The 6467-nt window shown below is 68.2% G+C and carries 8 protein-coding genes; all 8 read left to right on the top strand.

Translation table 11 applies throughout. The features are described 5' to 3' along the window. Positions 1 to 179: helix-turn-helix domain-containing protein (locus DBR34_RS02735; RefSeq protein WP_308812507.1), on the top strand; the 179-nt coding region annotated here is incomplete at its 5' end. Positions 180 to 341: 162 nt separating this feature from the next. Continuing rightward, a complete protein-coding gene (locus DBR34_RS02730; protein ID WP_128095592.1) occupies positions 342 to 764 on the top strand; it encodes a hypothetical protein in 423 nt (140 codons plus the stop codon). A 389-nt stretch (positions 765 to 1153) separates the two neighbouring features. Continuing rightward, positions 1154 to 1516: a flagellar hook-basal body complex protein FliE gene (gene fliE, locus DBR34_RS02725; RefSeq protein ID WP_038688468.1), complete on the top strand. Its 363-nt coding sequence runs from the start codon at positions 1154 to 1156 to the stop codon at positions 1514 to 1516. A 12-nt stretch (positions 1517 to 1528) separates the two neighbouring features. After that, positions 1529 to 3172 (top strand): flagellar basal-body MS-ring/collar protein FliF, encoded by a 1644-nt coding sequence (gene fliF / locus DBR34_RS02720; protein WP_128095591.1) that lies wholly within the window; start codon positions 1529 to 1531, stop codon positions 3170 to 3172. 16 nt (positions 3173 to 3188) lie between these two features. Further along, entirely contained in the window at positions 3189 to 4175 is a 987-nt protein-coding gene (fliG, locus tag DBR34_RS02715) for a flagellar motor switch protein FliG (RefSeq protein ID WP_038692227.1), read from the top strand. A 29-nt stretch (positions 4176 to 4204) separates the two neighbouring features. Next, on the top strand, positions 4205 to 4810 hold the full coding sequence (locus DBR34_RS02710) for a FliH/SctL family protein (protein WP_181393880.1): 606 nt from the start codon (positions 4205 to 4207) through the stop codon (positions 4808 to 4810). Then, the gene (locus DBR34_RS02705) at positions 4807 to 6189 is read left to right on the top strand and encodes a FliI/YscN family ATPase (RefSeq protein ID WP_128095590.1); all 1383 of its coding nucleotides are present in this window, start codon (positions 4807 to 4809) and stop codon (positions 6187 to 6189) included. Before DBR34_RS02710 ends, DBR34_RS02705 begins: the two co-directional genes overlap by 4 nt. Before the next feature lie 3 nt (positions 6190 to 6192). Further along, on the top strand, positions 6193 to 6467 hold a 275-nt coding region (fliJ, locus tag DBR34_RS02700; protein WP_128095589.1), incomplete at its 3' end, for a flagellar export protein FliJ.

Below are 6467 nucleotides of genomic sequence, written 5' to 3'. Positions count from 1 at the left end.
GCCTGGACCTGCGCAACCACATGGCCAACATCGAGTTGAACCTCATCAACGAAGCTCTGGAACGCACCCAGGGCGTGGTCGCCCACGCCGCCCAGCTGCTTGGCCTGCGCCGCACCACCCTGGTGGAAAAGCTGCGCAAGTACGGTATCGAGCGCGACCAGGAGCAACTGGCCGGTTGATTCGACCGCCTCTTGAATGACGCAGAAGCCCGGGCCTGCCCCGGGCTTTGTCGTTGTGGCGGCCCGAACCGGCATTGGCCTGCCCTGCGATTGCACGTTTTCCTACAGACACACGCCAGGCGCTGACTAGCATCGAAGACACATCCCGCTGGAGGTCATCCGATGCGCCTGTTCCCCATGCTGCTCAGCCTGGGCCTGCTGCCCGCCACCGCCCTGGCCAGCCCTGCCTGCACCCTGCCCGTCACGCTCGACGCGCGTCAGTTCATCAACGTCGCCGATCCGCTCTATCGCCCCGACAATCCGAACGCCGGGCGGATGGTGCAGGTGTCCTTCGCGGCCGACCAGTACGTGCTCGACATCCTCGGCACCCCGGTCCACGTACAGGGTAGCTACCGCTACCAGCGCCATGCCCCGCACCTCGGTGAAATCCGGATGCGCGAAGCCTTCCCGGGCGGTACCGCCGCATACACCCTGCTGCTCACCTGCCTCACCGACAACGAAGGCATGTTCGTCTTCACCCAGCACGCCGGCCCGATCGCCCCGGCCCGCCGCCAGAACAGCGGCCGCTGGACGCTGACGCCCTGACAAGCGCAGCCACCCATGGGGTGGCTCTACCCCGATACCGCCCCAAGGGCGCCCGCACGACAACGGTAGAGCCACCCCACGGGTGGCTGCACAACCCAGACCCCGCCCTGTAGAGCCACCCCATGGGTGGCTGCACGACGGTAGAGCCACCCCACGGGTGGCTGCACAACACCCCGCCGGTTTTCCGACGCCGGCGCTCCGGCACGCGCGCCGCGTCACACCGCCGCAGCAACATTCCGTCGCGCGGCCCCGCCGGCCGCCTCGCCCGCCGTCACCCCGTGAACACGCAAACCCTTGTGCCACCAACAAAACTGAACCGATAAACGGTTTCGGCACGCCACTTGCAACGTATTCACTCGAAACCCCATCCCAGCTTCGGAACGTTCCAGATGTCGCACTCCGTCACCTCCGTCCTTTCCCAGATCCGCTCCTTCCAGACCCAGATGGGGCAGTCCGCCGTCAGCCCGCTGACGGAGGCGCCGAAGAACAATGCCATCCAGGGCCTTGTGTCTCCCCAGGAAGTGCAGGGCCCGAGCTTCACCGAAACCCTGCGTGGCGCCATTGCCGGCGTCAACGATGCCCAGCAGAAATCCGGCGCCCTGGCCAAGGCCTTCGAACTGGGCGAACCCGGTGCCGACCTTGCCAAGGTGATGGTCGCCTCGCAGCAGTCCCAGATCGCCTTCCGCGCCACCGTGGAAGTCCGTAACCGTCTCGTCCAGGCTTACCAGGACGTGATGAACATGCCGCTGTAAGGATAGAAACGCATGGCCCTGTCGCTCTCCAAGGAATCCCTGAACGCCGAAAAGGCGGGCCAGTGGTTCGACCGGCTGCAAAGCCTGCAGATCACCCGTCGGCTCGGACTGATGGCGATGATCGCCGTGGCCGTGGCGGCAGGTCTGTTCGTGTTCTTCTGGTCGCAGAAGCCGGGCATGGTGCCGCTGTACACCGGCCTGGACCAGAAGGCCACCGCCGAAGCCACCGACCTGCTGCGCGCTGCGCAGATTCCGTTCGAGCTGGACCCGGCCACCGGTGGCATCACCGTGCCGGAAAAGAACCTGCACGACGCCCGCCTGAAGCTGGCCGGCTCGGGCCTGACCGACAGCGGCAGGCTCGGCTTCGAGCTGATGGAACGCGATCCGGGCTTCGGCGTCAGCCAGTTCATGGAAAACGCCCGCTACCAGCATTCGCTGGAAACCGAGCTGTCGCGCACCATCAACACGCTGCGCCCGGTGCGCGATTCGCGCGTGCACCTGGCCATTCCCAAGCCCAGCGCCTTCACCCGCCAGCGTGACGTGGCCAGTGCCTCGGTGGTGCTGGAACTGCGCGGTGGCCAGCAGCTGGAACGCGGCCAGATCGATGCCATCGTGCACATGGTGGCCGCCAGCATTCCCGACCTGACTCCCGAACGCGTCACCGTGGTGGACCAGAGCGGGCGCATGCTCAGCGTGTCCGACCCCAACAGCGATGCGGCGATGAATGCCGCGCAGTTCGAACAGGTGCGCCGCCAGGAAACCTCGTTCAACCAGCGCATCCGCGAACTGCTGGAACCGATGACCGGTCCGGGCCGGGTCAATCCGGAAACCAGCGTGGACATGGACTTCTCGGTCATCGAAGAAGCCCGTGAGCTGTACAACGGCGAGCCGCAGAAGCTGCGCAGCGAGCAGATGAGCGAGAACAGCAGCAACGTGCCCGGCCCGCAGGGCGTGCCCGGTGCGGCCAGCAATACGCCCCCCGGCCCGGCCGCCGCGCCGGCCACCGCCGCCGCGCCGACCGAAACCTCCAAGAACGCCACCCGCAACTACGAGCTGGACCGCACGCTGCAGCACACCCGTCAGCCGGCTGGGCGCATCAAGCGCGTGTCGGTGGCGGTGCTGGTGGACAACGTGCCGCGTGCCGGCGCCAACGGCAAGACCACCGAGCAGGCCCTGTCGGCGGCCGAACTGACCCGGGTTGAAGCCCTGGTCAAGCAGGCGGTCGGCTTCGATGCCGAACGCGGCGACACCGTGTCGGTGATGAATGCCCCGTTCGTGCGTGAAGTCGCTCCGGTCGAAGGCCCCAAGTGGTGGGAACTGCCGCAGGTGCAGGACGCCCTCAGGCTGCTGCTCGGCGCGATCGTGGTGCTGGCGCTGGTGTTCGGCGTACTGCGCCCGGCGCTGCGCTCGATCACCGGCCAGAACAAGAAAGACAGCGACGAGGCACTGGAACCGCACAGTGCCGATGTACAGCTGGTCGACGATGGCGAAGGCCTGCCCGCGCTGGGCAGCGAACGCCTGAACGCGGCCGGACATGAAACCCTGGCGCTGCCGGTGGACTCCTACGAGGAACGACTGCGCATGGCGCGTGAAGCTGTAAAGACCGATTCCAAGCGTGTGGCCCAGGTGGTCAAGGGGTGGGTGGCCAATGACTGACGCCACCACTGCGCCGCTGAGCGGCGTACAACGCGCCGCCGTGCTGCTGCTGTCGCTGGGTGAACTGGACGCAGCTGAAGTGCTGCGCCACATGGAGCCCAAGGAGGTGCAGAAGATCGGCATCGCCATGGCCACCATGACCGACATCACCCGTGCCCAGGTCGAAGGGGTGATGGACCAGTTCAGTTCCGAACTGGGTTCCAAGACCTCGCTGGGCGTGGGCTCGGACGACTACATCCGCAACATGCTGGTGCAGGCGCTGGGCAGCGAGAAGGCCGGCAACCTGATCGACCGCATCCTGCTCGGCCGCAACACCACCGGCCTGGACGCGCTGAAGTGGATGGACCCGCGTGCGGTGGCCGACCTGGTCCGCAACGAACACCCGCAGATCATTGCCATCGTGATGGCCCACCTGGAAACCGACCAGGCCGCCGACGCGCTCAAGCTGCTGCCCGAGCGTACCCGGGTGGACGTGCTGCTGCGCATCGCCACCCTGGACGGCATTCCGCCGAACGCGCTGAACGAGCTCAATGAAATCATGGAGCGCCAGTTCGCCGGCAACCAGAACCTGAAGTCGTCCAACATCGGCGGCGTGCAGTGCGCGGCCAACATCCTGAACTTCATGGACAGCGGCCAGGACCAGGCGATCCTGGGCGAGATCGCCCGCATCGACGCCCCGCTGAGCGGGCGCATCCAGGACCTGATGTTCGTGTTCGACGACCTGGTGGACCTGGACGACCGCGAACTGCAGCTGGTGCTGCGCGAAGTCAGCGGCGAACGCCTGGGCCTGGCCCTGCGCGGCGCGGACATCAAGGTGCGCGACAAGATCACCCGCAACATGTCCCAGCGCGCCGCCGAGATCCTGCTCGAAGACATGGAGGCACGCGGTCCGGTGCGCCTGTCCGACGTGGAAGTGGCGCAGCGCGAGATCCTCGCCATCGTCAAGCGCATGGCCGATGAAGGCACCGTCACCATTGGTGGCAACGCGGAGGCGATGCTGTGAACAACGCCGTGCGCTGGCTTGCCCCGGACCTGCTGGCGGTGCCCGAACCGGCACCGGTGGAGGAGAGTTTCGAACTCACCGAACCGGACCCGGAGCACGAACCGGAACCGCTGCTGCAGCTGCCCACGCTGGAGGAAATCCAGCAGATCCAGGACGCCGCCGAGAAAGACGGCTTCGACCGCGGCCATGCCGACGGCCAGGCGCAGGGCCAGGCCGAAGTGCGCCGCCTGGTCGCGCAGATCGAAGGCATCCTGGACAACTTCAGCCGGCCGCTGGTGCGGCTGGAGAATGAAGTGGTGGCCGCGCTCGGCGAGCTGGCGGTGCGCATCGCCGGCACCCTGGTCGGGCGTGCGTACCAGGCCGACCCGGCGCTGCTCGCGCAGCTGGTGGGCGAGGCCGTCGACGCGGTCGGCGGCGCCAACCGCGAGGTCGAAGTGCGCCTGCATCCGGACGACATCGCCGCGCTCACCCCGCTGCTGCAGCTGTCGCCCACCCAGCGCCTCACCCCCGACGTCAGCCTGAGCCGCGGCGACCTGCGCGTGCACGCCGAAGCGGTGCGCATCGACGGCACCCTGGAAGCCCGCCTGCGTGGCGCGCTGGATGCGGTGCTGCGCAAATCCGGAGCCAGTGCATGAACACCGACCCCCTGCCCGTCCCGGCCGCCGAGTGGGCGCCCGCGCGCAACCTGCGCCTGGCCGCGCGCCTGGACAGCATCCAGCCCGACGGCAACCACGGCCGTGGCCTGATCCGCGAAGGCGTGCTGCGCCGCGCGGTCGGGCTCACCCTGGAAGCGGTGGGCTGCGAATCGCCGATGGGCGCCAGCTGCAAGGTGGAAGTCGCCGACGGCGGCTGGGTGGATGCCGAAGTGGTCGGCTTTGCCGGCGAACGCACCTACCTGATGCCCAGCGCCGAACTGCACGGCCTGCTGCCGAACGCGCGGGTGGTGCCGGTACTGGGCCGCGGCGGCGTGGAAGTGGGCGAAGGCCTGCTTGGCCGGGTCATCGACAGCGATGGCGTGCCGCTGGACGGCAAGGGCCCGATCCGCGCCGAAGGCACCGTGAGCATGGCCGGGGTGTCGATCAATCCGCTTGCCCGCGAACCGATCACCCAGCCGCTGGACGTGGGCGTGCGCGCGATCAACGCGCTGCTGCCGATCGGCCGTGGCCAGCGTGTCGGCCTGTTCGCCGGCTCGGGCGTGGGTAAATCCACCCTGCTCGGCATGATGACCCGCTACACCGCCGCCGACGTGATCGTGGTGGGCCTGATCGGTGAACGTGGCCGCGAAGTGCGCGACTTCGTTGAAAGCACCCTCGGCGAAGAAGGCCTGCGCCGCGCCGTGGTGGTGGCCAGCCCGGCCGACCGCCCGCCGCTGGCCCGCCTGCACGGCGCCTACCGCGCCACCGCCATTGCCGAATGGTTCCGCGACCAGGGCCTGAACGTGCTGCTGCTGATGGACTCGCTGACCCGCTTCGCGCAGGCCCAGCGTGAGATTGGCCTGTCGGTCGGCGAGCCGCCCACCACCCGCGGCTACCCGCCGTCGGTGTTCGCCAAGCTGCCGGCGCTGGTAGAACGCGCCGGCAACGGGGCCAAGGGCCGGGGGTCGATCACCGCCTTCTACACCGTGCTGACCGAGGGCGACGATCCGCAGGATCCCATCGCCGACGCCGCCCGCGCGATTCTCGACGGCCACATCCTGCTGTCGCGCCGGGTCGCCGACAGCGGCCTGTACCCGGCCATCGACGTCGAATCGTCGGTCAGCCGCGTGGTCACTGAAATTGCCGACGAACCGTGGCGCCTGCGCATCCGCAAGCTCAAGCGGCTGGTCTCGGCGTACTCGTCCAACCGCGACCTGATCGCGATCGGCGCCTACCAGCGCGGCAACGATCCGGCCACCGACGAAGCGCTGGAGCGCTGGTCGGACATCGCCGAATTCCTCGGCCAGGACGTCGGCAAGGCCGCCGACCTGCCGCACAGCCAGGCCGCACTCAAGCGCCTGGTGGAACCTGAGAGCTAAGCCATGATCCAGTCCAAGCGTTTCGATCCCCTGCTCAAGCGAGCCCAGGACCACGAAGACGAGGTCGCCCGTGACCTGGCCGAACGCCAGCGCACGCTCGACACCCACCTGTCGCGCCTGGACGAGCTGCGCCGTTACGCCGACGAGTACGCCAACGCGCAGATGGCGGCCACCAGCCCGGCCCAGCTGCTCAACCGGCGCGCGTTCCTGGACCGCCTGGACAGTGCCGTCGCACAGCAGCGCCAGACCGTGGACCACAACCGCGAAAGGGTCGAAGC

Origin of the sequence: Stenotrophomonas sp. HMWF003, assembly GCF_003061285.1 — a bacterium.
In the GTDB taxonomy this organism is placed as follows: domain Bacteria; phylum Pseudomonadota; class Gammaproteobacteria; order Xanthomonadales; family Xanthomonadaceae; genus Stenotrophomonas; species Stenotrophomonas maltophilia_AP.
This window is presented reverse-complemented; position numbering and strand designations above follow the sequence as displayed.

Excerpts from the sequence above, each read along its gene's own strand:
- DBR34_RS02730 (WP_128095592.1), top strand. The coding sequence starts at position 342 with ATGCGCCTGTTCCCCATGCTGCTCAGCCTGGGCCTGCTGCCCGCCACC.
- fliE (WP_038688468.1), top strand. The coding sequence starts at position 1,154 with ATGTCGCACTCCGTCACCTCCGTCCTTTCCCAGATCCGCTCCTTCCAG.
- fliF (WP_128095591.1), top strand. The coding sequence starts at position 1,529 with ATGGCCCTGTCGCTCTCCAAGGAATCCCTGAACGCCGAAAAGGCGGGC.
- DBR34_RS02705 (WP_128095590.1), top strand. The coding sequence starts at position 4,807 with ATGAACACCGACCCCCTGCCCGTCCCGGCCGCCGAGTGGGCGCCCGCG.